Here is a 26430-nt window from a genome sequence, read left to right as displayed (position 1 = left end):
AGCGTTCGCCGCGGCGCCCGGCCAGTCAGGTCAGGTCAGGTCACCTCAGTGCCAATTCACGGCACATCGTCACGTCAGTCCTCGTCATCGACGATGGACCAGCCCCTAGCCGTCATACGGCGTCGCAAGTCCTCGATCCTTCGCCGGGAAGGCTTGTTGCCTGTGCAGGCATCGGCGGCTTCGTTTCGAGCAACGTGTGGATCCAGGCCGAAGACCCCGTGCACGGCCGCTCCCAGATTCCTCTCCGACAGCACATCGGCAAGGATCACCAGAAGGGGGTAGTAGTCATCGTCGTCGACACCGCCGGGAAAGATCTCGACGAGTTCTCGCACGACATCCGCCAACTCTGGGTTGTCCTCAACATCTTTTCCCCAAGGCTGTGTTCTTCGTGAAGTCGAAGCCCTCCGGTGTGGGCGGTGCGACGCCATCAGCGTCCGCGGGGGCGGCGGGAGATCACCTGGGGGAGCTTCCCCGCCTTCCAGTAGCCGTCGAGGATCTTGAGCAGGCGTTCGTGGTCGCGGAAGACCTCGGCGATCCGGTCGCCGAATTCCTCAAGGAGTGGATCGCTCTCGACCATCTTGCGGCCTGCGCCCGTGAAGGACGACGAGTAGGCGTGACAGTTGCCGCACCACAGGTAATTGATCCATGCCGGTTCGGTCCGGCCGTATTTCGTGTGGTGGTAGAGGCGCATGGTCAAGTGGCCGCAGAGTGGGCAGGTCCGTTCGGCCAAGGGCAGGTGCAGTTGGGCGCCGAGCGCCGTCAGGTGGTGCTGGTCGTAGGGGCGGGTCACTTCTCCTCCGGCCAGCGCCTTCGGACTTCGGACCGGACGGCGTCGATGAACTCGGCGGGCGGTCCGTAGAGGTGGTCGACGATGTAGTGGATGATCAGGTTCGGGGCGACGTAGAGCACACCGTCGTCCGAGACCGCACGGATCTCCGCATGACCGAGCCGGTAGGTGATCCCCGCCCGCTTTGAGGTCGCCGTGTGCTCGGTGTACTCCCCGCAGAGCGTGCACGAGTGCCAGCCCCGGCTCCGGTGCTGCCGCAGCGAACCGAGATCGATGATGTTCGCGAGGTCCTCCTCGGAAACCTCGTCGACGGGATAGTCGTAGCCGTCCTCGAGCCAGCCGATGGTGAGGCCCTCGGGCTTTTCGTGGAAGTCGTAGTCGTAGAGCGAGAAATCCGCGTAATAGGTCATGTGTCGATTCTCGGGTGAGGCCGGACGCCGCGGAGAAGGTGCGTTGCGGAGGTCTCCGCGGCGCCCGGTCGGTCGGTCAAGTCACACCATGTATGGGTCGAACTCACGGCACATGGCCATGTGTACCTCGCCCATGCCCTGTGTGATCAGTGCGCTGATCCCCGTCGGACGAGTCACGGTTCTGCTTCCACTCATGATGTTCAGGTCGGTCGGGGGCCCGATGACGTAGTCGGGGAGGATGTCCCCTGGGCCGAAGCTCTCGACCGCGCCGGGTGCGTCAACCCCGCGCTCCACGGCCAGTCCTGCCGAGTCGCCGAGCTTCCGGCCGTGTGGGACGTAGAAGTGAAGCCTAGTCCCCTGGGGCACCATGAAGTTGCCCGTGTTCCTGCCATAGGTGCCGTGCCCCGAGTACACCTTTGCCCCGTCCGCACGGCGACCGGTCGTCACACTCTCGGGGCCCTTCTTTTCGACTCCGACGTTCTTCTGGTCACGTCCCTTGACCTCCAGCGGCTGGTCGTTGGCGTCCTTTCTGCCGGTGCGCCGGGACGACGCTCCGCTCGCGCGGTCGTCGGCGGCCTTCCCGCTGCCGCCCGGTTCCTTGCCGCCCTTGCCGGTGCCCGCCTTCGGCGTCGACGGAGCGTCTCCGTTCTTGGGCGTCGTGGGTGCGGGATCGGCCGGGGTGGCGGTGGGCAGGTCCCCGGAGAGCAGTCTTTTCACCGCTCCGACGAAGTCCTCGCCCTCCGACATGGCGAGCTTGACCGCCTTGACGGCCTTGATTCCGCCGCTGACCGCCTTGTAGGCGCCGTAGCCGTCGACGGCGAAAGTGCCGACCACGCCGGTCCATTGGCCGGCCACGTAGGAGGTCGAGCCGGTGTCGACGCCGAAGAGGTTGCCCAGCGGGTGGTCGTCGACGTAGCCGGTGTGGCCGAGTTGGAACGGGGTCTCGTTCGAGTAGCCCGTCCAGCCGTTGAACCACTGGTTGTCGCCGTTGACGATGGAGGCGAAGCCGTTCCAGCCGTCGGAGAGCTTGTTGACGCTCCACTGCCACGGGTCGCCGACGAAGCTGTCGCCCACGCCGCAGAAGAAGCTGCCGACCGCGCCGCCCCAGTCCGAGTACCAGGCCAGGCCGTTGGGGTCGCTTCCGGAGACGGGGTTGCCGGCCGCGTAGCCGTACCCGCCCATCTGGTTCGGGTCGTCGCTCTCGAAGACCGGGTCGACCGACAGGAAGCGGCCGGTGACGGGGTCGTAGTTCCGTGCTCCGAGGAGGTTCAGACCGGAGGTGGCGTCGGCGGGCTTGCCCAGGTAGCCGTGGTTGTCGGCCCACCCGGTAGGGGCGGGGCCTCGCGGGTTGCCGTAGGGATCGAAGGCACGTCGCGTGATGGCCAGTGAGCTGCCGTCCACCTGGAGTTGGGCGGTGCCCTGTGGGGTGGTCGGCTGGTAGCTGATGCCGCCCTTGCTGGAGCGGACCGTCACCGTGCCGTCGGGGGCGCAGTAGTAGCGCAGTCCGGTGACGGCCTTGGTGGCGGTGTCGAGGCTGAGCTGCTCGTTGCCGCCGAAGAGGTAGAGCGTGTTGTTGCCCGGCCCGCGCTGGATCAGCAACTGGCCGTCGGCGTCGTAGAGGTAGCCGGTCTTCTTGCCGTCGGTGGTGGTGGCGGAGGTCAGGCCCTCCTCGTTGTACTCGATCCCCTGACTGCCCGGGCGGGCTCCGGTGGTGGTCCGGGTCTTGGTGTTGCCCGCGTCGTCGTACTCCGGGGTCAGCACGGAGGTGCCGGTGGTTGGGTTGCGGGTGGTGACGGTGGACACCGCGTTGGGCCGTTTGGCGGGGGCCGTGCCGGCGCCCGGGTAGGCGAACGTCTGGGTGGTGTCCTTGGCCGCGTTGCCGGTCACGTCGTGCGCGACCTGCTGGGTGCGGTCACCGAGCTGGTTGAACTGCCAGTCCGTCCAGTACGGGGCCGGTCCGCCGACGGTCGCCGGGCTGGGCCGTGAGGTGGTGCACCGGGCGAGCTGGCCCGCGGTGGCGGTGGTGAGTCCCTTGGTGTCCGTCCAGGCGGTGGTCAGCCGGTCCTGCGCGTCGTAGGCGAAGCACTGGGTGTCGGCAGTACGGTCCGTGCCGCCGCTGGAGCGGACGTCGGAGACCGCGGTGATGTTGCCGGCCTGGTCGTAGCCGTAGGTGGTGTCCGAAATGGGGTTGTTGGTGTTGGTCTGCAGGGTGACGCGGTTGGTGGCCAGCCGGCCCGTGGCCTGGTCGTAGGTCTGCGCCGTGCGCAGCTGCTTCGACGGGGTGCCGACGGTGGTCTGCAGAACCTGCCCGAGCGGGCTGTAGTTGACGGTGGCGACGTAGGGCCGGGCGGGCGTGCCCATGCTGACCAGGCCGCCCTGGAGGTTGTAGCCGTAGCCCACGGTCTCGGTCGGCAGACCGCCGTCGGCGCCGTACGTGGTCGCCGCCAGCAGGCCGACGTTTTCGGTGTAGGAGGCCTTGGCGGTGTAAGTGCCCGCCAGGGCGCCCTCGGTGTCCGGGATCACCGTGGAGGTGCTGGTCGGCCGACCCATCGCGTTGTACGAGTCGATCTTCTGGACGTAGGCGCTGCCGCTCTTGCCCCCGACGTAGCGGGTGGACGCGACGGGCAGTCCCTTGCCGAGCTCGTCGTAGGTCCACTCCGCGAGCAGCTTGGACGGGTCCGTCGTGCCGTCGCCCGCGTACTCGGCCTTGCGGCGGCCCAGCAGGTCGTAGGTGAAGGACAGCGTCTGCTTGCGGGCGTCGGTGGTGCGGTCCAGCCGCCCCATGTCGTCGTAGTGGGCCGTGGAGGAGCCGGCGTCGGGGTCGGACTGGGAGACCACGCGACCCTGGAGGTCGTAGTGGTAGGACCAGGTGTTGCCCACCGAGTCCTTGACCGTGTCGATCTGTCCGCCGGGCGTGTAGGTGAAGTGCGTGGTGATGTCGGCCGTCGCCGCCTTGCCCGTCGTCCCGGTCGACCAGAGCACGGTGTCGGACGCGTCGTACACGGCGACGTTGTCGTCGGACTGCACCTTGAGGTAGCCACCGGTGTGGCCGGAGGTGCCGCTGGACCACAGAGTGGTCTTCCCGGTCGCGTCCAGGACCACGAAGTTGCCGTCGGCCTGCATGACCGCAAAGGCGCCCGGCTTGCCGGACGTCTTGGACGACCACAGCACCTTGTCGCCGGTCAGCGAGGTCAGCACCAGGTTGCCGTCGGCCTGCATGGCCAGCCGGACGCCGGCGGAGACCAGCGAGGTGCCCGAGGCCAGCTTGCCGCCACCGGCGAGCTTTCGGTCCGGAGTGGTGTCGCGCACCACCGTGGACGTGGTGCGGCCGAGGGCGTCGGTGTAGGTCGTGGTGGCCTTGCCGCCCTTCGGCGGAGTGCTGTCGACCCGGTCGACGCCCCGGTAGTCCGTCGAGGACGTGAAGAGGGTGTCGGCGAACGACGCGGTGGAGGTGGCGACCGGCCGGCCCTGTCCGTCGTACGACGTGCGCGTGACCGAAGGTCCGGTGCGGTTGGTCTCCGCCCACATGGTGCTGCCGGGGGCGTGATCCGCGTCGGAGTACGCGCCGATGCTGGACACGGTCCAGCCGTGCGAGTCGTAGTACGTCGAGGAGATGAGCCGTCCGGCCGAGTTGTCCGCCGGGGTCGACTGCGTCTGGCGGGGCTGAAGTGTGCCGTCGTAGATGGTGACGGAGGTGCTGTAGGAGCCGTCCTCGCGCAGGCTTTTGGACGTGACCGAGGACGGGGTGGGGTTGTCGCCCGCGCCGTGGACGTCGTAGCTGTAGACCCGGTTCGGGCTCTGGTCGCTCTTGTCGCGCCCAGGGCCCCACACCTTCTCCCGCCGCCCGAGCGCGTCGTACGTCGCGTCGGTGACCTGCTTGTTGGCGTCCTCCGCGTGGGTGACCGAGCCGCGGCCCGGTGAGACCGTGCTGGTGGCCTTCCACTTCAGGGGGTTCGTCGTGGACAGGGTGGTGGGCAGGATGCCCGAAGTGGGCTCGTAGGACGAGGTCGTGGTGTTGCCCGCCGCGTCCGTGTTCGCGACGATCCGGCCGTACTTGTCGTACGACATGCCGCCGAGCGTCTGGAACTTCGGGTCGCCGTCCGCGTCGTAGGAGGTGACCGACTGGGTGGCGGTCACCAGGCCGAGCGAGTCGCCGTTCTGGCCGAGCCTGCCCAGGGTGCCGATCTTGTCGACCGAGCCGTCACCGTCGTAGAAGATCCGCTTGTCGGAGAGGGTGGTGTCCTTGCCGGGGGCGGTGCCGCAGGGCCCGGCGACGCTGATGGTCTCCTTGGGGTAGACCAACATCATCGGGTTGTCGGTGGGCGCGTCTGCGTAGGTCGTGGTGGTGCAGGTCTCCTGCTTGGGCTTGGAGACGTCGCCCTCGTCGTCGACCTTCCAGGTACGGCCCTTGTCGTCGAAGGTGGTGCTGGAGCGAGTGGTGCGCCAGGTGCCGTCGGAGAGCAGCCCCATCGTGCGGGACGAGGTTCCCGTGATCTGGCGTGCCGTCATGTCCGGCAGGGTGGAGAGCTTGTCGGGCTTGGGGTCCTCGGACGTCCACGCCGTGCGGTCCCGGGAGGCGGTGACCTTGCTGGTGGGCGGGTCGGTGAGGGTGCGGCCCACGACGGTCCCGCCGGCCTTGGTGTAGCTCAGGGCCTGGTAGGGGGTGCCGGCCAGCCAAGGGCTGTCGGTGATCTCCTCGTTCAGGGCGTTCTTGACCTTGATGCTGCGTTTGGAGCCGTCGGACTTGTAGTCGCCGTCCATGCCCTGGAGGTAGGAGACGGTGTTCTGGGTGACCGGGTCCGGCGCCGCGCCGGTGGTGGTGGTGACGGTGCGGAAGCCCCGGAAGTCGTTCCACGTGCGGTGCTTGTCGTCGGTCAGGTCGGAGTCGTCACGGTGCCAGGCCGCGCCGTCGCTGTAGGTGTAGTTGGTGACCTTGGCGGGCGAACCGGCCTTGGTGCGGTCGCTGTCGGTGACCTGGGAGACGAGGGTCTTGTGGAACCAGTCCTCGATGGGCTCCACGCCGCCGGGGGTGGTCCAGAACACCGGGAAACAGGCCATGGTGTTGCTGTCGGCCGAGTCCGGCATTTTCTTCTTCTCCCGCGAGCACTCCGGCGCGCGGTAGGTGACCGCGACCGACTCACCGGTCTCGGTCTGCACGCTGGAGATCCGCGGGTGGAACAGCGGCGGGGCGGCCGGGGTCAGACCGTCGACGCGGTTGTCCATCTCGATCCCGGCGAAGGTCACCGGGTCGAGGGTGATCGGCTTGTCGCCGCCGGCCGAGGTGTCCTCGCCGGTGTGGACGATCGAGGACAGCCACATCACCGACTGCAGTGAGCCGGTGCTCTTGGGGTCCTGGGTGTTGCCGGTGACCGGGTCGTAGGTGCCGCCCGCGTCGGAGAAGACCTGCTTGAGCTCGTAGCTGTCGACGTCCTGCCAGCCGGAGGCCGTCCGCACCGAGGTGTCGACGCCCTTGAGCCGGTACGTCGTCCAGAACGTCGGACCGCTGGTCAGGCAGACGCCGTCGGTGTCGTCGTCCTTGGCCTTGTTCTTCCAGTCGGACTCGCAGTGCAGGTCGTAGGGGGTGTCCGGCCAGTCCTTCGCGGTCTTGGAGGAGAGGTTGTCCGCCTTGCAGACCGTGTCGGAGGTGGTGCAGCGCTGTGCCGTGCGGAAGACGACCTTGGCGGCCGGCTCGCGGCCCGCCCTCGCGTCGGCCAGCTGGTAGCCGTAGGAGATCCGGGTGAGGTGGCCGCCGCGGACGTACTTGGTGATCTTGCCGCCCTTGTCGTCCTTGGCGACCTGGCCGTAGCCCATGTTGTAGTAGTTGGACTCGGTCGCCCAGTCGTAGCGCTGGACGTTGCCGTGCGGGTCGACGACGAAATCGAGGTTGAAGCGGTAGCCGACCGGCTTGTCGCACTGGGAGTCGTCACCCTTGTCCTTGTCGTGGCAGGGGTCGCCGGACTTGGGGTGGTAGACCGGCACGCCCCAGGCGCTGTCGGTGGCGTCGTCTTCGGTGGTGCCAGGGGCGTGGTTCAGGCCCAGGTAGTAGGCGGTGCCGTCGGTCGTGGTGACCTTGAAGTACTCGCCGTCCCACAGGCCGTTGGACGCTCCGGTGAGCCGCTGGATCCTGGTGCCGTCGTCGGCCTGGAGGTGGTACTCGCCGTCGGAGTCGCGCACCAACTGGCCGTTGTGGGTGCCGAGTTGGATGGTGGCGTTCCAGCCGCCCCAGCACTCGTCGCCGGAGTCCTCGATGCCCTGGTCCTTGCAGCTCTTGTAGGAGCGCTCGATGAACCCGGGGCTGTAGGACCAGCCGTCGCCGACCCAGGAGGACTGGGAGTTGCGCGCCGAGGTCTCGCCGTCGACGGACTGGGAGTCGTAGGACAGGCCGACGTTGGGCGCCTCACCGCCGAGGGACGGGGGCACCGTGATCGGGTAGTTGTACGTGAAGGCGCCCGAGGCCGAGGAGGACCAGGCGCCCGAGGCGGACAGCGAGGTGGCGCCGAAGTCACCCTGCGAGCCCTTGCTGCCGGCCACCGCAGCGACCGCCATACCCGAGGAGGCCAGGGCGGTACGGCCGCCGGAGGGGGCGGCAAGCCCGCGGGGCAGCTTGGTGGTTGCGGCCGGCACGGCGACGGTGGCGGTGACCTTGCCGGCCTGTGGGTCGTTGACCGATTCAAGCGGAGTGCGGGTGCGGCAGGCCGCGAGCTGAGGTGTCGTCAGGGCGCAGGCGGGCATGGCCACCAGGTGCAGCCGGGAGGCCCAGCCGCCGCCGTAGGCCTGCTGGACGGCGGCGTAGTCCACCGAGACGGAGACGCCGCCGGCGCCGGTGCGGTGGTCGGCGCGGGTGAGGCCGACCAGGAGACCGTCGACGCCGGCCCGCTTCGCCTTCGCGCGGTCGGCTAGTCGTACCTGCAACGACCGGGCGGCCTCGACCGGCGTGCCGTGGCCGACGAGCGCGCGGGCGCCCGGGCCGATCGCCGACGGTGCGGCGGGCGACAGTGAGACGGGCAGCGAGGCGGCCTTCACCTTGCCGGGCGCCGCGGCCGCTGCCCGGCCGCGCACCTGCCGCGCCGTGCCGAGGTCGACGGTGGCGGTGCCGCCCGCGGGCCACTTCGGTGCCTTCACCTGGTGCCGGGCGAGCTCGTGGGCGCCGGGCGGCGGGGTGGGCTCCTTGGCGCCGGGGCCGTCCGCGGGGTGCCCCGGGACCTTCGGCTGCTCGGGCAGCGGATCGGCCGCCCAGACCTCGTCCTTGTACTGGTAGCCGCCGACCACGACGTCTGCGACGGCCGACTGAACGGCCAGCGAGAAAGCGGCGGTCGTCGCGGCCCAGACGGTCACCCGCCGCAACCACGCCCGTTTCCGGGCACCTTGAATTCCGCGCGGTCCTGCGCGCATGCGTGATCCCCCATGTAAAGAAAAATCCAGGAGCCGAATTGATCAGTGGTCAGCTGACGGCTCGTCTGGTCAGACCGGAACCGTATTGCCATGTCATGTGCGCAGCAATACCCTTCCTCAGCGGTCACACTGCTCACAGCCTTCACATGGGTCCATCACAGGCCCTTCACAGCAGGGCATGGCGCGACCAAGTGCCGCAATTCCGACATGCGGCGGCCCTCGGGGGGACGCGCTCTGTGAGAAGGACCACAGCAGCGCGCCGGGGGGCGCCGCCCACGCTCCCGAAAGGGCGATTCATGGGGGAACCCAGCCGCGTCCGGAGTCATCCGGCGCGCACTCTGACACGCCGTCTGGCGCTGTCGGCGGCCGTCACCGGCCTGCTGCTCGGCGCCGTCGGCCCGGTATCGGCGGCAGGCCCGCCCGCGTCGGCGGCCGCCGACAGCGCGGACGGCTCGCCGCTCGCGACCGCCCGTGCCGAGGCGGCCAGGACCGGACAGCCGGTCACCGTGGATCAGCTGACCACTGAGACCTCGGAGACCGTCGCCAACGCGGACGGCACCTTCACCCAGACCACGCATCTCCAGCCGGCCCGCGTCCGCAAGGGCGGAGAGTGGGCGGACGTCGACGGCAGCCTGGCCCAGAACCCCGACGGAACCTTCTCCACCAAGGCCACCCCGTCAGCCCTCACCCTCTCCGGCGGCGGCGACGGTCCGCTGGCCACCCTCGTCGACGAGGCCGGGCACCGCCTTTCGTACACCCTCCCGTTCCGCCTGCCGTCCCCGGTCGTCAGCGGTGACAGTGCCCAGTACCGCGAGGTGCTGCCAGGAGTTGACCTCAAGGTGACCGCCACCGACCAGGGTGGCTTCCACGAGGTTCTGATCGTCCGCGACGCCAAGGCCGCCGCCGACCCCGCCCTCGCCTCGCTCCGGCTGACCACCGCGACGAGCGACGGCATGGCTGTGAACGCCGACCGGGACGGCCAGGTGACCGCCACCGCGGCCGACGGCACCGCCCTGTTCAGCTCACCCACCCCGATGATGTGGGACTCCTCCGGCGCGCAGGTGACCGCCCCGGCGCAGAAGTCCGCGGTCCGCCGCTCCGTCCGCGCCGCGGACAGCCTGGCGGCCGGGGACGTCACCGGCGACACGGCCTCCACCGCGGAACAGCCGGGCAGCGGCGCGCAGGTGAAGCCCATCGGCGTGAGCAGCCAACCGGGCGCACTCACCCTCACCCCGGACGCGGGCCTGCTCGGCGGCAAGGGCACGGTCTGGCCGCTCTACATCGACCCGTACACCAGCCCGATCACGAGCAAGAAGAGCCACTTCATCACCGTCAAGGAGGGCTGCCCCTCGCAGAGCCCGTACGACGACGCGCAGGACAACGGCGAGGGAGTCGGCTACGAGCACTGGCGCAACTGCTTCGGCCTCAACCGCGCGTACTACGAGCTCAACATCGGCAACCTCACCAAGTCGATGGAGATCTCCAAGTCCGTCGTGCACCTGACCTCGACCTACGGCGCTTCCTTCGACTGCGACAACGAGACGGGCGTGCGCCTCGCGACGGTGTCGGGCATCAGCAAGAACACCGACTGGGACCACCAGCCGAAGCTCGCCGGCGACGGCTACATCGGCGGCACGCAGAAGGTGAAGAGCTCCAACCTGAGCCAGCACTGCGGCGACCACGACGTCAACTTCAACGTCACGGGCCAGATCAAGAAGCTGGCCGGCAAGGACGACAGCTGGACCTTCGGCCTGTGGGGCAACGAGTCCAAGTCCTCCACCAACTACGACTTCGTGCGGTTCGCGACCAACCCGTACCTGACCACGGTGTTCGACATCCCGCCCGCGGAGCCGGACCGTCTGGGCACCACACCGGCCACCATCAACCCCTCGAGCAACGGGTGCGATGGCGCGGCCGACGGCTGGATCGGTGAGTCCGGGCTCGCCGGCGACACCTCCGACATCACGCTGAACGCGCACCTGAACACCGACATGAGCGGCGTCAACCTGCGCGCCCGGTACGAGGTGTGGGACACCAAGGCCGCGGACGACGACGGCAGTTCCACCAGCAAGAGCAGGCCGGTGAGCGGCTGGGTCAGCGACGGCGGCACGACCCGGGTCAACATCGGCTTCAAGGTGGTGGACGGTCACCAGTACGGCTGGCACGTCAGGGCCGACGACGACACGCTGATGAGCGGCTGGTCGCCGAACTGCTACTTCAAGATCGACCTCAGCGCGCCGAGCATCCCGTCCTTCACCGACTCGGCCGTCTTCCCGCCGCTCGGTGCCGACCAGGAGACCACCGGCCACGCCGGTGACCAGGGCGTCAAGGTCAAGGTGACGGCGAACGACCCGACGCCCACCGGCTGCACCCGCGGCAGCTGCGTCAGCAGCGGCATCGACCGGTTCGAGTACTCCCTGGACGCCAACATCCCCGGCAGCGGCGCAGCCAAGGTGGACGCTGTCGCCGGTTCCGGCGGCACCGCCACCGCGGAGGTCCCTATCGTGCTGAGCGCCGCCCAGTGGGGCGCGCACACGCTCTTCGTCCGGGCGGTCGACAACGCGGGCAACACCCAGGGCACCGTGGGGCAGTACAGCTTCTTCGCCCCCTGGAACCCGAAGACCAAGGTCACCGCCGGTGACCTCGACGGCGACGCGGTCCCCGACCTCGCCGCTCCCACCCGCGACGGTGACCTCGTCCTGGTCCGCGGCAACGCCGATCCGGCCGCAGCGCCCACCACGATGTCGACCAAGGCGCAGAGCCCGGACGGCAGCGGCTGGGACGACTACCTTGTCGCCCACCGCGGTACGGCCACGGGCAGCAACGTCGACGACCTGTTCGCCTTCAACAAGACGACCCACGAGCTGTACCTCTACCCCAACGACGCCGTCACCCCCGGCGGTCGGGCCGGGCATTTCACCCTGACCCAGAACGTCGTTCCGATCCGCACCTCGGACTCCTGCCCCGCCAAGGGCTCGGACGGCACCTGGGACAACGTCACGCAGATCCTGGCGCCCGGCAAGCTGGCCCAGTACGCGGACGTTCCCGACCTGATCACCGTCGACAAGGGCGAACTCTGGTACTACCCGGGGACGTTCCAGGCCGGCTGCAACCTCGGCCAGGGCGTGAAGATCGGTACCGGTGACTGGTCCGACACCACCCTGCTCGCCCCCGGCACCGTGGGCGGCGTCCCGACCCTGTGGGCCCGCGACAACGCCTCCGGCGCGGTCAGCAGCTACCCGCTGACCTTCTCCGCGGGGGTCCCGACCGGCAAGCTCGCCGCCCCGCGGCACGCGCCGCTGGTCTCTGGCGTGCTCGACACCGACAACAAGAACCTCTGCCTGGACATCGCCAAGTCCGCGACCGCCAACGGCACCCCGGCGCAGATGTACACCTGCAACGGCACCGACGCCCAGAACTTCGCCCTGGGTACCGACCACACCGTGCACGTGCTGGGCAGGTGCCTGGACGTCACCAAGGGCGACACCGACAACGGCACCCTGGTGCAGCTCTACCAGTGCAACAACACCGGCTCCCAGGAGTGGGTCCCCGGCCCGTACCCGGGCACGCTCAAGAACCCGCAGTCGGGCCGCTGCCTCGCCGACCCGGCGGGCAACCGCAACCCGCGCACCCGGGTGGTCATCTGGGACTGCAAGAACATCGCCGACCAGAAGTGGGCCGCCACCAGCGGCAACGCGCTGCCCGCCGCCCAGCCGGTGCTCCCGGTCGGCGTCGGTGAGCAGGACTACCCCACCGCCGCCTCCCCGGGCGATGTGCAGGGCACCGGCTTCCCGGCGCTGTACGCCGCCTCCCGGTCCGGCCGGATGATCGAGTACCCGGGCGCCGCGGCCGACGGCGGCCTGGCACAGTTCACCGCCCCGGTGAGCATCGGTCACGTCCACCGGCCGACCGACTGGTGGAAGCTGGACGGCACCGCGGACCGCATCCGCCCGGCGAACGGCCTCACCCTGAACGGTGGTGCCACCGTGACCGCCGACGCCGCCCGGGGCAGCGCACTCGCCCTCAACGGCAGCACCGGCTACGCGTCCACCTCGGGCCCCGTGCTCGACACCAGCCGCAGCTACACCGTCTCGGCCTGGGCCAACCTCAGCAGCCTGACCGCGAACTCCACCTTCGTCTCGCAGTCCGGCACCAGTGCCAACGGCCTCCAGCTGTACTACTCCAGCGGCGCGCACGCCTTCGCCTTCGGCCACGCCCACGCGGACGACACCGACGGCAAGTTCACCAGCGCCTACGGACCCAGCACGGGAGCACAGAGCCCCAAGACCAACACGTGGTTCCACCTGGTGGGCGTCTTCGACGCAGACACGCAGCAACTCCGTCTCTACGTCAACGACGACCTGGCCGACACCGCCTCCTACGACGGCACGCTCTGGAACGCGACCGGGCCGCTGCAGATCGGGCGCCGCATCTACCAGGGGGCCTACGGGGAGTACGCCGCCGGCAAGTTGGCTGACGTGCAGCTCTTCACGGAGGCTCTCACCCCGGGCGGGGTGGCCTCACTCGGCCGCAACCGCCCGGTTCCCACCCAGCTCTCCTGAGCCCGGCTTTTCACACGCAGGGGCTCGCCACTCCCGGAAGGGGGCGGCGGGCCGCTGCGCTCAGGCCGTAGCAGTCTCGGGCTCGAGGGGATGGAAGCGATGACCGGCTCTCAGGCGTTCTCGTCATGGATCCGCGCACCCAGATCCTCCGCCCACTCCAGCGCCCACGCCTTGAGTTCTTCGATCTGCCGACAGGTGAGCCTCACAGGGGCATTCCAGTCGGGCCAACGCCTTCGGACTTCGGCCCTGGACAGCATCGAAGAACTCGGCGGGCGGACCATAGAGGTGGTCGACGATGTAGTGGGTGATCGGATTCTGGGCGACGTAGAGCACTCCGTCCTCCGAGACGGCCGGATCTCGGCGTGCAGAGCCGGTACGTGAACCCCGCGCGATAAGTCACGCCTTGAATGAGCTGACCAGGCATCGAACCGACTGCAGCGGCGATTTCTACTGCAGTCGGCCGGTGAACCGGTCCATCGATTGATCTACGGGCGCTGCGGGAGATGCTCCTGCAGTGGCCGACCCTACGTCGTCGAAACCGGAGGACGCCGCCTCACCCGCAACGCACGAAATCGGGTACGCCCTCAAGAGCGTCGGCGGCACCGAACCAGCGGGTTTCGGCTCCTTCATGCGCCCGGACACGGGACACCGAAATGCCACGCAGGCAGACGCTGCACCACATCAGCAGGTACCCGATGCGGGTCTCACGATCCACGATGTAGCGAGCGTGCAGATCAGCGTGACAGCAACGTGGGCAGGACGGTTGCCCCTGCCGTTCGCCGGTCATGGCGGGCAGCAGTGCCAGCCACGCCGCTCGGGCGGCCATCAGCCCAGCCTCCCGTTGTAGTGGTTCCAGAACTGATCTTCTATAGCGTATGCGGCTCGTTCCCAGGCATGCTCTTGCTCCAGCGGGGAGTGACACACCCTTGTCGCCTCGCTCGGCAAGAACCGGCCCGTTCCCACCCAGGTCTCCTGAACCCGGGTTCCACATACGCCGGTCCGGGGCTCGGCAGACGCCTCGCCCCCGGACCGGCCCACCACGACCTCTCGGGGACAAGATGGGCCTTCGATCTGGAGGAGGCCTGGAATGGGTTATGACCTGCACGCAGTGATCGCCGAGGAGGAGGTGCTGCGCAGCGCGGCACAGGGCCTGCCTGCCGCCCGGTTGGCGTCGATTGGGCAGGGCCTGTCGCTGATGCCGATGGCAGGCGCCCTGTTCGATTTCCTCGCAGATGGCAGCGGTACAGGCGCGTTGGGGTTCTGGCGGTTGTCAGGAGGCTTCGACAAGGTCCTCGCTGAGTCGTCAGTCCGTGGCCCTGTGGCCTATGTGGAAGCTGAGTACTTCGGCGGAGTGGGTGAGCAGCGGGCTGCCGTATGGGACGGCGGGATCATCGTGCTGGGACCGCTCCATGTTGGGGAGGGCCGGCCCTTTCCGCCCGCCGGCAGCCCGATCTCTCAAGCGCTGCGGCGGTTGGGCGTGGCGGCGAGTGCCGAGGAAGACGAGTTCTCAGCCGTTGGGTTGCACCGGCATCGACACAGCGAGGCATGGATTGCCTGACACGGTCTCTTTCAAGCCCGTGGGATCAGCGGGTGCGGATCCAGACCGTCTTTTCGCGGGTCCACTGGTCGAAGGCGTTGGTCGATTTCTCCACGCCGCCGAACCCGGACTGTTTCCAGCCGCCGAAGGGCGTGGTGATGTCGCCCTCGCTGTAGGCGTTGACCGAGACCACGCCGGCCTGGACGCCGCGTGCCAGCCGCAGGGCGGTGTCGAGGTCGCTGGTCCATACCGAGGCGGCGAGGCCGTACTCGGTGGCGTTCGCCAGGTACAGCGCCTCGTCCTCGGAGGTGAAGGTCTGGACGGTGACGACGGGGCCGAACAGCTCCTTGGTGAGTACGTTGCTGCCTTCGGGGGCGTGGGTGATCACGGTGGGTGGGTAGTAGGCACCGCGCTGGGGCAGGCCGTGCGGCAGGCCTCCGGTGTGGACACGGGCTCCGTCGGCCCGGGCGGCTTCCACCGCCGTCGCGACCCGGTCGAAGGCCGCCCGGTTGATCAGCGGGCCCAGTTGTGTGCGAGGATCCGCCGGGTCGCCGATGACCAGGCGTTTTGCGGCGGTTGTGAACCGCTCCAGTATCTCGTCGGCGATGGTGTGGTGGACCAGGACGCGGGAGCCGGCCGTGCAGTTCTGTCCCATCGTCAGGAACGCGGCCTCGATCATGTGGTCGATGAGTTCGTCGCCGTAGGCGAGCGCGTCGGCCATCAGTATCTGGGGGCTCTTGCCGCCCATCTCCAGTGAGACTCGCTTGAAGTTGGTGTCGGCCGCGTCCTTGAGGATGCGGCGTCCGGTGTCGGTGGAGCCGGTGAAGGAGAGGGCTCCCACGACGGGGTTGCGGGCCAGGGCGGTACCGGTGACAGAGCCGTGGCCGGTCAGGACCGTGAGGACCCCCTCGGGCAGGCCCGCCTCGGCGGCCAGTTCAGCCAGGTGCAGCGCCGAACGCGGAGTCGCCTCTGCGGGCTTGACCAGCAGACTGTTGCCCGCCGCCAGCGCCGGGCCGACCTTCCAGGCGGTCATGGCCAGCGGGTAGTTCCAGGGCAGGATCGCCGCGGCCACCCCGACCGGTTCCCGGGCCATGAGGCCGAGGCCGCCCGGCCCGCCGGGGGCGATTCTGCCGAACACCTTGTCGGCCGCTTCGGCGAACCAGCGGATCGACTCGACGGCACCGGGTATGTCGCCCGTGAGGCACTCGGTGATCGGCTTTCCTGCGTCCTCGCTGTCCAGCCGGGCCAGGATCCCCGTGTCACGTTCCATCAGGTCGGCCAGTCGCAGCAGCACCGCGCTGCGCTCCCGGACCGCCAGCCCCGACCACACGCCGGATGCGAAGACCTGCTCGGCCCGCTCGGCGGCCTCGGTGACGTCTTCGGCGCTGGTGGCGGGCACCGTGGTGATCAGTTCTCCGGTGGCCGGGTTGACGACCTTCAGCATGGTGGCACTCTCGACTGCGGTCATTTCTCCTCCACCAGTTCCCAGCGTCCGTCGGTCTGCCGGGCAAGTCCGCGGCGGCGCAGCTCCTCCAGATAACGGGCCATGCCGCGCTCCCCTCTCTGCCGGAACAGCGGGAACACCTTCGGCAGCAGGTTCGGCGCCAGCATCGCGAAGCGGACGAGACGGGATTCGCCGGTCCGGGGGTAGGCCTCCAGGCGAGGCTTGTCGAGCAGGCTCACCACGGCCGCGACGACGTCGGCGGGCTGCTGCGGCGGATCCTGGAACTGCATGGAGTTCCCGCCGTCCACGGCCTCCTGGCGCAGCATCCGGGTGTCGGTCGCCGACGGCAGCACCGACCCGGCCAGGATGCCCTTGCTCCTCAGGTCGAGCCCGAGGGCGAGCATCGCCCCGCGCAGCCCGAACTTGGAGGCCGTGTAGATCGGGGTCTCCCCCAGCGGGAAGATCCCGCCCAGGGAGACGGTGGTCACCACGCGGGCGTCCCGGGAGGCCTGCAGCAGCGGGATCGCGATCCGGGTGGCGACCAGCGGCGAGGTCAGGTTGAGGGTGATCTCCTGCTCGATGCTCTCGACGCTGCGCACGTCGAAGCGTTCGGCGCTGGTCATGCCCACGTTGTTGACGAGGACGTCGAGGCGTCCGTACGCGTCGGCGACCAGGTCGAAGAGGTGCTCCACCTGGCCGCGGTCGATGAGGTCGCAGCCGAGAGCGGTGTGGCCGGCGCCGGCAAGCTCGGCGGCGACCCGCTTGGCGCGGGCCTCGTCGATGTCGACGACCACGCAGCGGGCACCCCCGGCGGCGAAGCGGCGGCACATCGCGCTGCCGATCCCTCCGGCGCCGCCGGTCACCAGCATGACCTTGTCACGGAAGTCGAAGCCGCTCACGACACCGCCTCCACGCCCCGCAGGGACCGCACCCGCGGCGGCCGGCCCTCGGTGCGCCAGCCCATCTCGGCGGCGACCCTGGCGAGGTGCTTCACGAAGGCCCCGCTGTCGACGTACCCGGTGTGCCGGGGCGAGTCGACGAACTTGAGGCCGCCGGACAGGTCCGGGCGGTCGTTACGGATCACGCCCGCGAATCGCTGCGCGTTCGGCAGCCCCTGCGCCACGTCGTCGATATGCCCGGCGATCATCTGCGCCTGGGTGTCGAAGAGCCGGTATGCGCCGGAGTTGGTCTCGACGAAGCCGACTCCGAACAGACCCTGGTGCTCGCGGGAGAACGACGACAGATACAGGTCGGGATGTTGCTCGTCGCCGAAGTACTTCTGCGCGACCGGGACTTGGTGGACGTAACCGGTGGCCAGGAGGATCAGGTCGAAGTCGTCGCGGGTCCCGTCCGTGAAGTGGACCGTGCTGCCCTCGGTGCGGGCGATGCCCGGCCTGGCGGTGATGTCGCCGTGCTGGAGGTGGTGGATGAGCATCGAGTTGATCGTGGGGTGGGTCTCGAACAGCTTGTGGTCCGGCTTCTGCAGGCCCAGGCGCGTCGGGTCGCCGTTGATGATCCGCAGGAGGGTGCCGAAGACCCGCTGGGCCAGCCACATCGGCAGGTGCGGCCCGTCGTTGGCGATGATGTCCACGGGCCGGCCGAAGAGGTGCTTGGGGATGAACCAGTAGCCTCGGCGCATGCTGATCACCGCGTGGTCCGCGCTGCGGGCCGCGTCGCAGGCGATGTCGCAGCCGGAGTTCCCGGCGCCCACGACCAGGACCCGCTTGCCGCGCAGTTCCTCCGCGCTGCGGTAGCCGACCGTGTGGCGGACCTCGCCGGTGAAGTTGCCGGGCAGTTCAGGGACGTTGGGGTGCCACTGGGACCCCGTACACACCACGACCTGGCTGTGCACGGTTTGCCGTCCGTCGGTCCGGGTGACCGTCCAGGTGCCGTCGGCGTTCTTCTCCACGCTTTCGACCTCGACGCCGAACTGGATGCGCTCCGTCAGTTCGTAGGCGTCGGCGAAGGACGTCAGGTACGAGAGGATCTGCCGGTGCGGCGGATAGTCGGCGAATTCGTCGGGCATCGGAAAGCCTCCGAAACCCGAGAGGGTTTTGCTGGAAATGAAATGGGCTGACTCGTACATCGGGCTGCCGGGGTTGTCGATGTCCCAGATACCGCCCGGCCCGGTGTGCCGCTCAAGATGCGTGTACGGCAGATTCCGCTCCGTCAGGGCTCTGGCGACCGCGAGCCCGGCAGGTCCCGCTCCGATCACGCAGGTGTCGTACTGGATTTTTCCCATGAGGCGGATCCCCTTTTCTATCGGTCCGCAGGCCCGTTCCTGAAGGGCTGAAAAAACTGGAGGGCTGAAGCGCTGAAAGGAACTTATTCATCTGCAGTTCAGCGGGAAATGGTCCGTGCGGTCAGAGAGGGGGCCTGGGCGGCCATGCGAAAGACCGCGCGGTCGCCAGGAGCGCGAGGACGAGTGCGGCCGGTATCGCGTAGGCGAGGCGGAAGTGGCCGGTGGACCCGAGGATTCCGCTGGCGGCGCCGCCGACGAGCACGCCTGCGTAGTTGAAGACGTTCATACGGGCCAGGACTGCTTCGGTCGCCCCCGGTCGCAGGCGTCCGGCGGAGGCGAGGCACAAGGGGACGAGTGCGGAGACCCCGAGCCCGGTGCACGCAGCGGCCAGGAGGGCGTACGGCCAGGCAGGGGCTGCTGCCAGTCCGCCCAGAGCGGCGGCGGTGAGCAGGGTGGCGGCACGGATCACCGCCACCGGGCCGATGCTGCGTACGAGGTGGTCGGCGCAGGCCCGCCCGGTGACGGTACCCACCTGGTAGGCCGCATAGGCCAGGGGCGCGATGGACAGGGCGGTGTCCAGGGTCTGGTGGAGATACAGCGTCGACCACGAGGAGACCGTGGAGTCGATGACATAGGCGACCAGGAGGACCAGGCCGAACGGGGCGAGTCTGACCCACAGTCCGCGGCCGAGCGCAACGGACTCTCCGTGGGTCTCCTCATGGTCGGACACGGTGAGGCGTGAGCCCGTGGGAAGCTCGTGCGCGCGGACGGTCAGGGCGAGGGCCAGGACGAGGCCGGCCTGTGCGGTGAGGGTGTATTCGGCGGGCCAGCCGAGGCGTGCGGTGCCCGCGGTCAGCAGTGCGGCCGCGATGCCGGCCGCGCTCCAGGCGGCGTAGAAGGAGGCGAAGATGCTCCGGCCGTAGTGGCGTTCGACGGCCGCGGCCCGGGTGTTCGCCGAGACGTCGATGCAGCCCAGCGCCATGCCGAACAGCCCGTAGGACACGGCGACCACGGGCCGGCTGGGTGCCCAGCCGATCAGCAACAGGGCCGCGGCGGTCGCCACGACGGCGGCCCGCATCGCGGCGACCAGCCCCACACGCCGGATCACGGCCAGTCCGGCGAAGCTGCCGACGCCCGCGCTCAGCGCGACGGTCACGACGAGCACGGTCATCGTCAGCGGGGAGAGCGCGAGGCGCTCCTTGACGGCGGGCACCGTGGTGGACACCGCGGCCACCGCCGCCCCCTGCGCGGCGAACACCGTCGCCACGGCCCGTCGGGCCGCCGCGTGGGGGCTGCGGCGCGCGGATCGTCGCCGGGCCGGGGTCTGAAGAGGTGCGGTCATGGTGAGCCTTCGTTACACCGGCGCGAGAGCGCAAGACGGGCGGATGTGGCAAAAGGTAGGGAGGGCGAAAAGGTCGTGTGCAGCGCGCCGGAGGCCGAAGAGGGGGCTCCGGCGGCCACACCCGCGACAGGCGGGGGCCCGGCTGCTTACAGTGAGGCGAGAAACGCCCTGGTGAGAGGGGACGCGATGCCCGATGCTCCCGCCCCGGTCACATCTCCGGGAACGAGCCGCAGCACCTCGGCCACCATCGCGCCGAACATCCTGCGCTACCTCGCCAGGGTCGCCGGCGAGTCCGGCGTCGATCTGCAGCCGCTGCTGACCCGGGTGGGGCTGGACCCGACGGTGATGGGCTCCGCCGCGCTGCGGGTCTCCTACCGGCAGGGCAGCGACGTCATCCGCCAGGCGGTGCAGCGGACCGGGGACGAGCACCTGGGGCTGCGGGTGGGCGCGGCGCAGCACCTCACCGCGTGGGGGCTGATCGGCCTGGCCATGATGGCCTCCGACACTCTTCAGGACGCCATCGAGACGGGTGTGCGCTATCAGAACCTCTCCGGGGCGATGACGGTGTGGTCGGCCCGCTGGGAGGACGCGGGCTATGTGCTGCGCGCCGATCTGCCGGACCCCGCGCTGGATCCGACGGTCGCCGTCTTCCTGACCGAGGAGGCGTACTCCAGCGTCGTCACCCTCACTCGGCTGAGCGTCGGCGCCGCGTTCGCCCCGCAGGCGGTCGAGTTCGCCTTTCCCGCCCCGCGAGACACCCGCCCGTTCGACGACCTGTTCCGCTGCCCCCTGCGCTTCGACGCCGCCGGCAACCGCATGGTGTTCCCGGCCCGGTGGGCCCGTGCGGCCATGCCCGGCCGGGACCCCATCACCTACGCCTCGGTACTGGAGGTGCTGGACAAGGAGACGGCCTCACGGCGGGACCAGCAGGACCTGCTGGAGGTGCTGGAAATCTCCATCGCGCAGAGCCTCCCGGCCGTCCCCTCCTTCACCGAACAGGCCCGCAGACACGCGTCCAGCGAACGCACCCTGCGCCGCCGCCTGGCCGAGTGCGGCACCACGTACGAGGCGATCGTCGACGGGGTACGCCGCGAGCAGGTCGAACAGCTCCTACGCCGCCCGGAACTGACGCTCCGTGACATCACCCGCCAGGCGGGCTTCGCCGACGTGAGCGCACTGCGCCGGGCGGTGCGCCGCTGGCACGGCCTCACCCCGCTCGAGCTGCGCGCCGGACTGCTGGAGCGGGAAGCGCCGACCGGCCGACCGCACGCGCCGCCCGAGCGGGGTGCCGAACCCTAGCCGAGCCGCTCGCAGACGAACCTGTGGCTGCCCGGCCCGAGGTCCGACACAGTGATCACCCCGCCCGTCACCTCCACGCCACGCGTCGACGCCCGACGCCCGTCCCACAGCGTCTGCCGGCCGGCGCGCACGCTCTGCCGGTGCGCGTCGCCGGGGAAGGAGACCGACCCCCGCGTGTGTGCCGGTACGTGGACGGTGAGGCGGAAGACCTGATCGCCGTTGTCCCACTCGACGCGCAACGGGCCGTACGGCGTGGGCAGTTGGCCCGTCGCCCAGTCGACGTCTCCGGGCTGCGGGCGTATCTCCCAGGTGGCGTAACCCGGCGAGGTCGGGCGGGCTCCCAGCAGGTGGTGCGTCAGGGCCGGCAGGACGCCCGTGGACCAGCCGTGGGCCATGCTCGTGTACGCGCCCTCGTACAGGGAGCCGCCGGGGCCGATGCCTTCCCAGTGGGTGATGCCGGGGTCGTTCTGGTCCATCCAGCCGTAGGTGCGCCGGATCTGGTCGAGCGCGGACGCGGCCCGGCCCGTCAGGAAGCGGGCCTCGATCTCGGGGTAGGAGGTGAAGGCGTACACGCGCTGGGAGGCCTGGTCGAAGAGGGTGTCGTTGTCCATGAAGGCGTTGCCGTACGGCCGCCGCGTCGTGGCGTCGAGATGGGCGAGCGCCGAGGCGGCGCGGTCCGCGTCGGCGATGCCGGTGACCACGGACAGTGCGTTGCCGTCCTGGGCATGGCGCACCGGGCCGGTGGTGGAGTCCAGGTAGGCGCCCGCCGCCGCGTCCCAGAGCAGCGCGTTGACGGCCTGGGCGACCTTGTCCGCCCTGGCGGTCCAGCGCTCGGCGTCGCTTCCGCGGCCCAGCAGGCGGGCCAGCCGGGCCCCGGTCCGCAGGGCCTGCACGTACAGGGCGTTGTAGTAGGTGACCTGGCCGGTGCGGCCCAGGAACGCGTAGTCGCCGTACCCGCCGGTGCCGTTCAGGCCCTTGCGCAGCAGGCCCGCGTCGTCCGTGACGCCGGGGTACCAGGCGTCCAGGACCTTGACCAGGTTCGGGTGGTGGCGGGCGGCGTAGGAGGTGTCGCCGGTGTAGAGGACGTAGTCCCAGCTGCAGGTGACCCAGTACAGCGGATAGTCGAAGAGGGGCAGGGTGTAGCTCGAGATGGAGGCGGGCGGGATCCAGCCGTCGGAGCGCTGGTGCGCGGCGAGGTCGGCGAGCACGTTGCGGGCCGCTTCGGCGGTGTCGTCGTGGGTCAGGTACAGGGTGCGTGCGGAGACCGCGAGGTCGCCGACGTAGGGGTCGCGGTCGCGTTTGGCGCCGTCGTGCAGAACCAGCTTGCCCTCCAGGCCGGCGCTCCAGGCGCCGCGCGGATCGACGTCGTCCTGGCGGAAGGTGTCGGTGACCAGTTCGTTGGTGTACGACGCCCCGTACCAGTAGCGGTTCAACTCCTCGTCGGAGCACAGGAACCAGCCGCGGTAGGTGCTGGGCGTACCCAGGTATCCGGTGAACTGCAGGGCCACCGAGTCGATCTCGACCTCGCCCCACGGCTGGGCCACGGGAGCGTCCGTGGCGAGGGCGTCGAGGGAGATCCTGAGGTAGCGGAAGCCGTGCAGCCCGTCCGCGAAGACCTTGTCACCGGACTGAAAGCCCTTGTGGTCGGTCCAGTCGGCGCCGGTTGCCGGGACGGCGAACTGGTCCGTGCCCTGTCCGGTGCCGCCCGCCTGGTCGGAGCGGGTGAAGTCCGAGCGGTCGGTGAGGAACCGGCGGGTCTCGGAGAACGCCAGCCGCACGCCCGGGGAGTTGTCGGAGGCCGAGGGGAAGTGGATCCGTGGGTATCCGACCACGACCTTTCCGAAGTCCACGGTGACGCTCGGCACGGCGATCGCATCGACAGGCGCGGGCCAGACTTCGTTGATACGGGTGAAGGCTCCGCGCGGTGTGTCCTGCACGCCCGTCACGGTGATGCGTACGCGGGCGGTCGTGACCGGCGAGGTGAAGGGCACGGCCTTCTGGATGACATCGTTGTCCACGACCGTGGCTGCGGTCTGCCATGCGCCGTCGCGCCATACCTCGACGGTGAACGCGGTCGGTACGCCGTCGCTGTTGGAGACGACCGTGACGCCGGGGAGCTGCATGGCCTGCGCCAGGAGGATGGTGAGGGTGTCGGGGAACGCCCCGATCGTGTCGTCGTTCCAGAACGTGTCCGGGTTGCCGTCGATGGCGTTGGACGCGTCGTAGGTGCGCGGCTGACCGTCGTTGCCGTTGTTGCCGGCATGAGCCGAGGAGGCCTCGGCCGTGGTGCCCTCGGGCCAGCGGGGTGCCGCCGCGGGGCGGGCACGCCGCAGGACCGTTGCAGCCCCATCGGGCGTCAGCAGTGCCTCGGCGTTGTCGACCTCGCCGCTGGTCGTGACGATCCGGACGGGCCGGACAGTGCGCGAGGACGGCGCCTGGACGTAGCGGTGCCAGCCCTTGGGGCGACGAGCCGCGTCGTCGGCGACAGGGGCGGCTTCCTCCTCGGCGGGGAGCGCCGCCGCTGCGGGGAGTCCGGCGGAGGCGAGGGCCGCCGTCAGCCCGACCGCACCGGCCCTGGCCATCACGGTGCGTCTGGGGATGTCGTTCTCCGGTGTGCCGTTCGACGTCACTGCGCCTCCCTGAACAGACGGGGATTGAATCGTTTCATACGACGGTGGTGACGTGACGGTATCCCGAACACCGGGCGCCCGTACAGGGATCGGACAGGAGTCGGGCGGAGGAAAGCCGGCCTGCCGGAGACAGGGGCCACAGCGTCAACTTCGCGGCCGGTCAAGGAACTTACGGACCGTCGAACGGTCCGGTCGCGCCGTTGTTCGGTCGTCACGGGTCAGTCCCGGAAAGTCCCGCCTGACGTGACGGTGGCACGCATACGGTCCGTGCACCGAGACGGGTCGCCAGCACCGGCCCGCGCAGTCAACGCATGCAAAGGGAGGCGCCGTGGCGAGTGTGGAAGTGTCACTGAAAGAGATGATGGCCGGGGTCGAGGGAGCCTTGGGAGCTGCCGTCGTCGACTACACCAGCGGAATGGCGCTGGGCACGCTCGGCGGGAGCAAGGACCTGGACCTGACCGTCGCCGCGGCCGGCAACACGGATGTCATCCGCGCCAAGGTCCGCACCATGGAGCAGTTGGGCCTCAAGGGCCAGATCGAGGACATCCTGATCACGCTGGACCGTCAGTACCACGTGATCCGCCTCGTGACCGGCCGTAAGGGCAACGGGCTGTTCCTCTACCTCGTCCTCGACAAGGCCCAGTCGAACCTGGCGATGGCCCGCCACCAACTCAAGCGCGTGGAGGAGGCGATCGAGATCTAGCCCGCCCGAGGACGCCGGAGCCCATGTCTGCCCATCATGTGAAGACTTCTTCAAGTCACCACATAAGCATGGTTCCAATGTGCGTTCCTTTCGGGTCCCAGGCGTGAAGGATCGGCATCCGAAGGCGGTCTGTGGTGCGGCGGTCTCCCTGGACGCCGCCGCACCCCGGCGGCCGCAACCCCACCCACCCGACCAGGAGCGAGCATCCATGCAGGCCCCCCTCTACCAGGTCAAGGCGGAGTTCTTCCGCATGCTCGGCCACCCTGTGCGCATCAGAGTGCTGGAACTCCTCCAGCACGGGCCGGTGTCGGTACGGGACCTGCTCGCCGACATCGAGATCGAGCCGTCCAGCCTGTCCCAGCAGCTTGCCGTTCTGCGGCGCTCCGGCATCGTCGTGTCCATGCGGGAGGGCTCCACCGTCCGCTACGCGCTCGCCGGCGGAGACGTCGCCGAGCTCCTGCGCGCCGCCCGCCGGATCCTCACCGAGCTGCTCACCGGCCAGAACCAGCTCCTCACCGAACTCCAGAAGGCCGACGCCCCGGCCGCTGCGCACACCACCCGATGACCCGGGATTGCATACGGATCCTCACTCGGCGTCCGCGACGACCGAGCCGACCCGCTCGGCCAGGCCCGGATCGCGGCGCACCAGCAGGGTCGCGTAACCGACGGACAGCAGCAGGGCGACCAACGCCGCGACGGGGAACCAGTTGTACGGCGCGGGCTGGCCGGGCTTGGCCAGGTAGTACAGCGGCACCAGGATGGCGAGCGCGCCGAGGGCGGGCAGCACCAGGTGGCGGCCGGTGCGGAACTCCTGCGGCCGGTAGCGGCGGTAGTACAGCGGCAGGGCGATGTTGGACGCGAGATAGACCAGCAGGATCAGGATGGATCCCAGGCTGGAGGACTCGGTGAAGAAGACGACGGGGTTCATCGGACCGCCGTCGGCGCCGAGCAGATGGCCCAGCCCCCAGCCGCCGATGATCAGCAGGGAGATGGCGGCGAAGGTGACGATCGCGTTGTTCGGCGTACGGCGGGTGGGGTGGACGTAGCCGAAGAACGACGGCAGCAGTCCCTCGCGTCCGGCGTTGAACACCAGACGGGCCTGGGAGTTGATGCCGGCGATCAGCACGCCGAGGGTGGAGGTCAGACCGCCGAGGTAGGCGAGGAACGCGAGCGCGCCGAGGGTGTGGTGGGCGACGTCGATGAACGGGATGCGGGCCTCACCGAGCCGGGCGACGTCGTAGTCGAAGCCGGTGACCGTGGCGTAGGAGAAGAGGATGTAGCTCACGGTCATGATCCCGATGGAGGAGAACACGGCGCGGCCGACGTTGCGCCGGGGGTTCTCCGTCTCCTCGGCCAGGGCCGCGGAGTTCTCCCAGCCGATGAAGAGGTAGACGGCAAGCGGGAAGCCCGCCGCCAGGCCGCGCAGGCCGTGGTGGATGTGGTCGGGCAGGAACGGCGCGGCGGAGAGGTTGCCACGGTGTTCGACGAGGGCGGCGACCGAGACCACGACGAGGACCAGCATCTCGACGCCGAAGAAGTAGCCGGCCCACTTGGTGGAGACCACCACCCCGCGCAGCATCAGCACGACCGACAGTCCGGTCAGCAGCAGCGTCCAGATGATCCAGGGCAGGTCGACGCCGGTGTAGTGGTGCAGGGTGATCTGCACGAAACCGCCGGAGATCGCGATGACGGAGGCCATCGCGATGATGTAGCCGAGTACGGCGAGCAGGGCCGTGGTCACCGCGCTGACCGGCCCGAAGGTCTTGCCCACGAAGGTGATGAAGCTGCCCGCCGAGGGGTGGGCGCGGGAGAACTGGGCGAGCGTGTTGCCCAGCAGGGCGACCGCGATGCCCGCCGCGAGGATGGTCAGCGGGGACGCGACGCCGGCGGTGGTGGACAGGAAGGCGAAGCCGAAGAAGAAGCTCATGGCCGGGCCGACGTTGGCCATGGTGGCGGCGGCGATGTCCGCCATGCCGAGCACTCCGCCGCGCAGCCGCTGGGGCGTGCCGCCGACGGCGCCCGGCGTCGGCGGCGGGCCGACGGCTTTGGGGTCGGGCATGGCGGCAGCTCCTTCTGATCCGG

General features: G+C 69.6%; 16 protein-coding genes. 5 read left to right on the top strand and 11 right to left on the bottom strand.

All coding sequences use genetic code 11. The annotated features are described in order from the left end of the window. Positions 1 to 74 precede the first annotated feature (74 nt). The 4 genes from EDD92_RS41680 to EDD92_RS41665 all read right to left on the bottom strand — a co-directional run bounded on the left by EDD92_RS41680 (position 75) and on the right by EDD92_RS41665 (position 8532). Positions 75 to 344, bottom strand: a complete 270-nt coding sequence (locus EDD92_RS41680) for a DUF3349 domain-containing protein (protein WP_185124301.1) — start codon at positions 342 to 344, stop codon at positions 75 to 77. A gap of 83 nt (positions 345 to 427) precedes the next feature. Continuing rightward, positions 428 to 790: a hypothetical protein gene (locus EDD92_RS41675; RefSeq protein ID WP_123969080.1), complete on the bottom strand. Its 363-nt coding sequence runs from the start codon at positions 788 to 790 to the stop codon at positions 428 to 430. Then, positions 787 to 1197: a hypothetical protein gene (locus EDD92_RS41670; protein WP_123969079.1), complete on the bottom strand. Its 411-nt coding sequence runs from the start codon at positions 1195 to 1197 to the stop codon at positions 787 to 789. The genes EDD92_RS41675 and EDD92_RS41670 overlap by 4 nt, the downstream gene beginning before the upstream one ends. A gap of 81 nt (positions 1198 to 1278) precedes the next feature. Further along, a complete protein-coding gene (locus EDD92_RS41665; protein WP_123969078.1) occupies positions 1279 to 8532 on the bottom strand; it encodes an RHS repeat domain-containing protein in 7254 nt (2417 codons plus the stop codon). Between the two features lie 353 nt (positions 8533 to 8885). Between EDD92_RS41665 and EDD92_RS41660 the strand changes: the two genes are divergently transcribed. Continuing rightward, entirely contained in the window at positions 8886 to 13151 is a 4266-nt protein-coding gene (locus tag EDD92_RS41660; protein ID WP_185124300.1) for a ricin-type beta-trefoil lectin domain protein, read from the top strand. Between the two features lie 553 nt (positions 13152 to 13704). On the opposite strand, the gene EDD92_RS41655 is transcribed toward EDD92_RS41660, so the two are convergent. Beyond that, a complete protein-coding gene (locus EDD92_RS41655; protein ID WP_123969076.1) occupies positions 13705 to 13977 on the bottom strand; it encodes a hypothetical protein in 273 nt (90 codons plus the stop codon). A gap of 261 nt (positions 13978 to 14238) precedes the next feature. Here EDD92_RS41655 and EDD92_RS41650 point away from each other — a divergent pair, with 261 nt between their 5' ends. Beyond that, positions 14239 to 14709 carry a hypothetical protein gene (locus EDD92_RS41650; protein ID WP_123969075.1) on the top strand — a complete coding sequence of 157 codons (471 nt, stop codon included), beginning with the start codon at positions 14239 to 14241 and terminating at the stop codon, positions 14707 to 14709. Positions 14710 to 14734: 25 nt separating this feature from the next. Here the strand turns inward: EDD92_RS41650 and EDD92_RS41645 are convergent, their stop codons facing one another. From EDD92_RS41645 to EDD92_RS41630, 4 genes are all read right to left on the bottom strand, one after another. Beyond that, positions 14735 to 16156, bottom strand: coding sequence for an aldehyde dehydrogenase family protein (locus EDD92_RS41645; RefSeq protein WP_123969074.1), 1422 nt, complete (start codon positions 16154 to 16156; stop codon positions 14735 to 14737). Then, complete coding sequence (locus tag EDD92_RS41640; RefSeq protein ID WP_123969073.1) at positions 16153 to 17031, bottom strand: SDR family oxidoreductase; 879 nt, start codon at positions 17029 to 17031, stop codon at positions 16153 to 16155. The genes EDD92_RS41645 and EDD92_RS41640 overlap by 4 nt, the downstream gene beginning before the upstream one ends. Next, entirely contained in the window at positions 17028 to 18374 is a 1347-nt protein-coding gene (locus tag EDD92_RS41635; RefSeq protein WP_185124299.1) for an NAD(P)/FAD-dependent oxidoreductase, read from the bottom strand. Before EDD92_RS41635 ends, EDD92_RS41640 begins: the two co-directional genes overlap by 4 nt. A gap of 121 nt (positions 18375 to 18495) precedes the next feature. Beyond that, positions 18496 to 19716 (bottom strand): MFS transporter, encoded by a 1221-nt coding sequence (locus EDD92_RS41630; protein ID WP_123969072.1) that lies wholly within the window; start codon positions 19714 to 19716, stop codon positions 18496 to 18498. A gap of 186 nt (positions 19717 to 19902) precedes the next feature. Here EDD92_RS41630 and EDD92_RS41625 point away from each other — a divergent pair, with 186 nt between their 5' ends. Beyond that, positions 19903 to 21015 carry an AraC family transcriptional regulator gene (locus tag EDD92_RS41625; protein WP_123969071.1) on the top strand — a complete coding sequence of 371 codons (1113 nt, stop codon included), beginning with the start codon at positions 19903 to 19905 and terminating at the stop codon, positions 21013 to 21015. On the opposite strand, the gene EDD92_RS41620 is transcribed toward EDD92_RS41625, so the two are convergent. Continuing rightward, the gene (locus EDD92_RS41620) at positions 21012 to 23645 is read right to left on the bottom strand and encodes an alpha-L-rhamnosidase C-terminal domain-containing protein (protein ID WP_260327147.1); all 2634 of its coding nucleotides are present in this window, start codon (positions 23643 to 23645) and stop codon (positions 21012 to 21014) included. The genes EDD92_RS41625 and EDD92_RS41620 overlap by 4 nt on opposite strands. A 328-nt stretch (positions 23646 to 23973) precedes the next feature. Between EDD92_RS41620 and EDD92_RS41615 the strand changes: the two genes are divergently transcribed. Together EDD92_RS41615 and EDD92_RS41610 are read left to right on the top strand one after the other, a co-directional pair. Further along, positions 23974 to 24348, top strand: coding sequence for a hypothetical protein (locus EDD92_RS41615; RefSeq protein WP_123969070.1), 375 nt, complete (start codon positions 23974 to 23976; stop codon positions 24346 to 24348). A gap of 208 nt (positions 24349 to 24556) precedes the next feature. Beyond that, on the top strand, positions 24557 to 24913 hold the full coding sequence (locus EDD92_RS41610) for a helix-turn-helix transcriptional regulator (RefSeq protein ID WP_123969069.1): 357 nt from the start codon (positions 24557 to 24559) through the stop codon (positions 24911 to 24913). A gap of 21 nt (positions 24914 to 24934) precedes the next feature. Here the strand turns inward: EDD92_RS41610 and EDD92_RS41605 are convergent, their stop codons facing one another. Beyond that, positions 24935 to 26407 carry an APC family permease gene (locus EDD92_RS41605; RefSeq protein ID WP_123969068.1) on the bottom strand — a complete coding sequence of 491 codons (1473 nt, stop codon included), beginning with the start codon at positions 26405 to 26407 and terminating at the stop codon, positions 24935 to 24937. Between the last annotated feature and the right edge of the window lie 23 nt (positions 26408 to 26430).

Origin of the sequence: Streptomyces sp. TLI_185, assembly GCF_003814765.1 — a bacterium.
Lineage (GTDB): Bacteria > Actinomycetota > Actinomycetes > Streptomycetales > Streptomycetaceae > Streptomyces.
Note: the sequence above shows the minus strand (reverse complement) of the source record. Positions and strands in the feature narration are given on the sequence as shown.

Coding starts and splice junctions, on each gene's coding strand:
- EDD92_RS41670 (WP_123969079.1), bottom strand. CDS start 1,197: ATGACCTATTACGCGGATTTCTCGCTCTACGACTACGACTTCCACGAA.
- EDD92_RS41660 (WP_185124300.1), top strand. CDS start 8,886: ATGGGGGAACCCAGCCGCGTCCGGAGTCATCCGGCGCGCACTCTGACA.
- EDD92_RS41655 (WP_123969076.1), bottom strand. CDS start 13,977: ATGGCCGCCCGAGCGGCGTGGCTGGCACTGCTGCCCGCCATGACCGGC.
- EDD92_RS41650 (WP_123969075.1), top strand. CDS start 14,239: ATGGGTTATGACCTGCACGCAGTGATCGCCGAGGAGGAGGTGCTGCGC.
- EDD92_RS41645 (WP_123969074.1), bottom strand. CDS start 16,156: ATGACCGCAGTCGAGAGTGCCACCATGCTGAAGGTCGTCAACCCGGCC.
- EDD92_RS41635 (WP_185124299.1), bottom strand. CDS start 18,374: ATGGGAAAAATCCAGTACGACACCTGCGTGATCGGAGCGGGACCTGCC.
- EDD92_RS41630 (WP_123969072.1), bottom strand. CDS start 19,716: ATGACCGCACCTCTTCAGACCCCGGCCCGGCGACGATCCGCGCGCCGC.
- EDD92_RS41625 (WP_123969071.1), top strand. CDS start 19,903: ATGCCCGATGCTCCCGCCCCGGTCACATCTCCGGGAACGAGCCGCAGC.
- EDD92_RS41610 (WP_123969069.1), top strand. CDS start 24,557: ATGCAGGCCCCCCTCTACCAGGTCAAGGCGGAGTTCTTCCGCATGCTC.
- EDD92_RS41605 (WP_123969068.1), bottom strand. CDS start 26,407: ATGCCCGACCCCAAAGCCGTCGGCCCGCCGCCGACGCCGGGCGCCGTC.